The sequence below is a fragment of the Nesterenkonia sp. PF2B19 genome, assembly GCF_001758425.2.
Lineage (GTDB): Bacteria > Actinomycetota > Actinomycetes > Actinomycetales > Micrococcaceae > Nesterenkonia > Nesterenkonia aethiopica.
Window position 1 is genome coordinate 1 of record NZ_MDSS02000112.1, and the last position, 2,627, is coordinate 2,627.

Annotated in this window: 2 rRNA genes; both read right to left on the reverse strand. The window is 57.2% G+C overall.

The features are described from left to right. Window positions 1-761, reverse strand: a 23S ribosomal RNA gene (locus tag BCY76_RS17085); the annotation flags it as partial. 516 nt (window positions 762-1,277) lie between these two features. After that, a 16S ribosomal RNA gene (locus BCY76_RS17090) occupies window positions 1,278-2,627 on the reverse strand; the annotation flags it as partial.

Here is a 2,627-nt window from a genome sequence, read left to right on the forward strand (position 1 = left end):
GGTCTAGACCCAGCGACTCAAACGCCCTATTCAGACTCGCTTTCGCTACGGCTGCCCCACACGGGTTAACCTCGCCACTGAGCACTAACTCGCAGGCTCATTCTTCAAAAGGCACGCCATCACACCCCGCAGGATGCTTTGACGGATTGTAGGCACATGGTTTCAGGTACTATTTCACTCCCCTCCCGGGGTACTTTTCACCATTCCCTCACGGTACTGATTCACTATCGGTCAGCAGGGAGTATTCAGGCTTACCAGGTGGTCCTGGCAGATTCACACAAGATTCCTCGAGCCTCGTGCTACTCGGGATACACTCACAGGCCGGCGGAACGCATTACGACTACGGGACTCCCACCCTCTCCGGTCACGCACTCAAACGTGTTCGTCTATACGCCCGCACCTCAACCCCCAGGACTGGTAGACCCTGGACGGAATGTCCCACAACCCCGCGCACGCAACCCCTACCAGGTATCACACGCACACGGTTTAGCCCCATCCGCTTTCGCTCGCCACTACTCACGGAATCACTCTTGTTTTCTCTTCCTGTCGGTACTGAGATGTTTCACTTCCCGACGTTCCCTCCAACCGGCCTATACATTCAGCCGGCGGTCACACACCATAACAGCATGCGGGGTTTCCCCATTCGGAAATCCTGGTATCAACGCTCGGTTATCAACTCCACCAGGCTTATCGCAGATTCCCACGTCCTTCATCGGCTCCTGCTGCCAAGGCATCCACCATGCGCCCTTCAACACTTACACACAAGTGTTCAACCAAGGACAACACAACACCACCACCACAACCCAACAGGGCCATGACAACGATGCGATGCTTGACCACGTTTCACATTAAGAAACAAAGATGCTCGCGTCCACTATGCAGTTCCCAAACAACAACCCCCACCACCATCACCACACCAGACACCACCACCACAACACCCCAAAACCAGGATGCTGCGGCCCGATGATGCCCCCAATGCGGCTACCTGCAGCCAGGGCAACAGATCCAGAAACACCAGAACCCACCACGACGACCAACGCCACCGCAGCCAGGCCTGTTGTCCCAGGACCCAACAGTGTACCAAGCACCACACCCACACACCCGACCGACTTCCACCACCACCAGCCCCCTACACAGGGAACCAGCACCAGGTACTGAACAGCCAGACGCACAGACGCAGCGACAGAATGTTGATATTCCACCCTTGAGCAGACCACCAGCTCACACACTCGGTGAGCATCAGGCGGCGGACTCGAACTCGAGCCCAAGCTCCTTAGAAAGGAGGTGATCCAGCCGCACCTTCCGGTACGGCTACCTTGTTACGACTTAGTCCCAATCGCCAGTCCCACCTTCGACCACTCCCCCCGGAAAACCGGTTGGGCCGTGGGCTTCGGGTGTTACCAACTTTCGTGACTTGACGGGCGGTGTGTACAAGGCCCGGGAACGTATTCACCGCAGCGTTGCTGATCTGCGATTACTAGCGACTCCAACTTCACGAAGTCGAGTTGCAGACTTCGATCCGAACTGAGACCGGCTTTTAGGGATTAGCTCCACCTCACAGTATCGCAACCCACTGTACCGGCCATTGTAGCATGCGTGAAGCCCAAGACATAAGGGGCATGATGATTTGACGTCATCCCCACCTTCCTCCGAGTTGACCCCGGCAGTCTCCCATGAGTCCCCACCATTACGTGCTGGCAACATAGGACAAGGGTTGCGCTCGTTGCGGGACTTAACCCAACATCTCACGACACGAGCTGACGACAACCATGCACCACCTGTGAACCAGCCCCGAAGGGAAACTACATCTCTGCAGCGATCCGGTCCATGTCAAGCCTTGGTAAGGTTCTTCGCGTTGCATCGAATTAATCCGCATGCTCCGCCGCTTGTGCGGGCCCCCGTCAATTCCTTTGAGTTTTAGCCTTGCGGCCGTACTCCCCAGGCGGGGCACTTAATGCGTTAGCTACGGCGCGGAAAACGTGGAATGTCCCCCACACCTAGTGCCCAACGTTTACGGCATGGACTACCAGGGTATCTAATCCTGTTCGCTCCCCATGCTTTCGCTCCTCAGCGTCAGTAACAGCCCAGAGACCTGCCTTCGCCATCGGTGTTCCTCCTGATATCTGCGCATTTCACCGCTACACCAGGAATTCCAGTCTCCCCTACTGCACTCTAGCCTGCCCGTACCCACTGCACACCCGGGGTTAAGCCCCGGGCTTTCACAGCAGACGCGACAAGCCGCCTACGAGCTCTTTACGCCCAATAATTCCGGATAACGCTCGCGCCCTACGTATTACCGCGGCTGCTGGCACGTAGTTAGCCGGCGCTTCTTCTGCAGGTACCGTCACAAAAGCTTCTTCCCTGCTGAAAGCGGTTTACAACCCGAAGGCCGTCATCCCGCACGCGGCGTCGCTGCATCAGGCTTGCGCCCATTGTGCAATATTCCCCACTGCTGCCTCCCGTAGGAGTCTGGGCCGTGTCTCAGTCCCAGTGTGGCCGGTCACCCTCTCAGGCCGGCTACCCGTCATCGCCACGGTGAGCCGTTACCTCACCGTCTAGCTGATAGGCCGCGAGTCCATCCAAGACCGATAAAATCTTTCCACCAGCACCTCATGCGAGGACTGGTC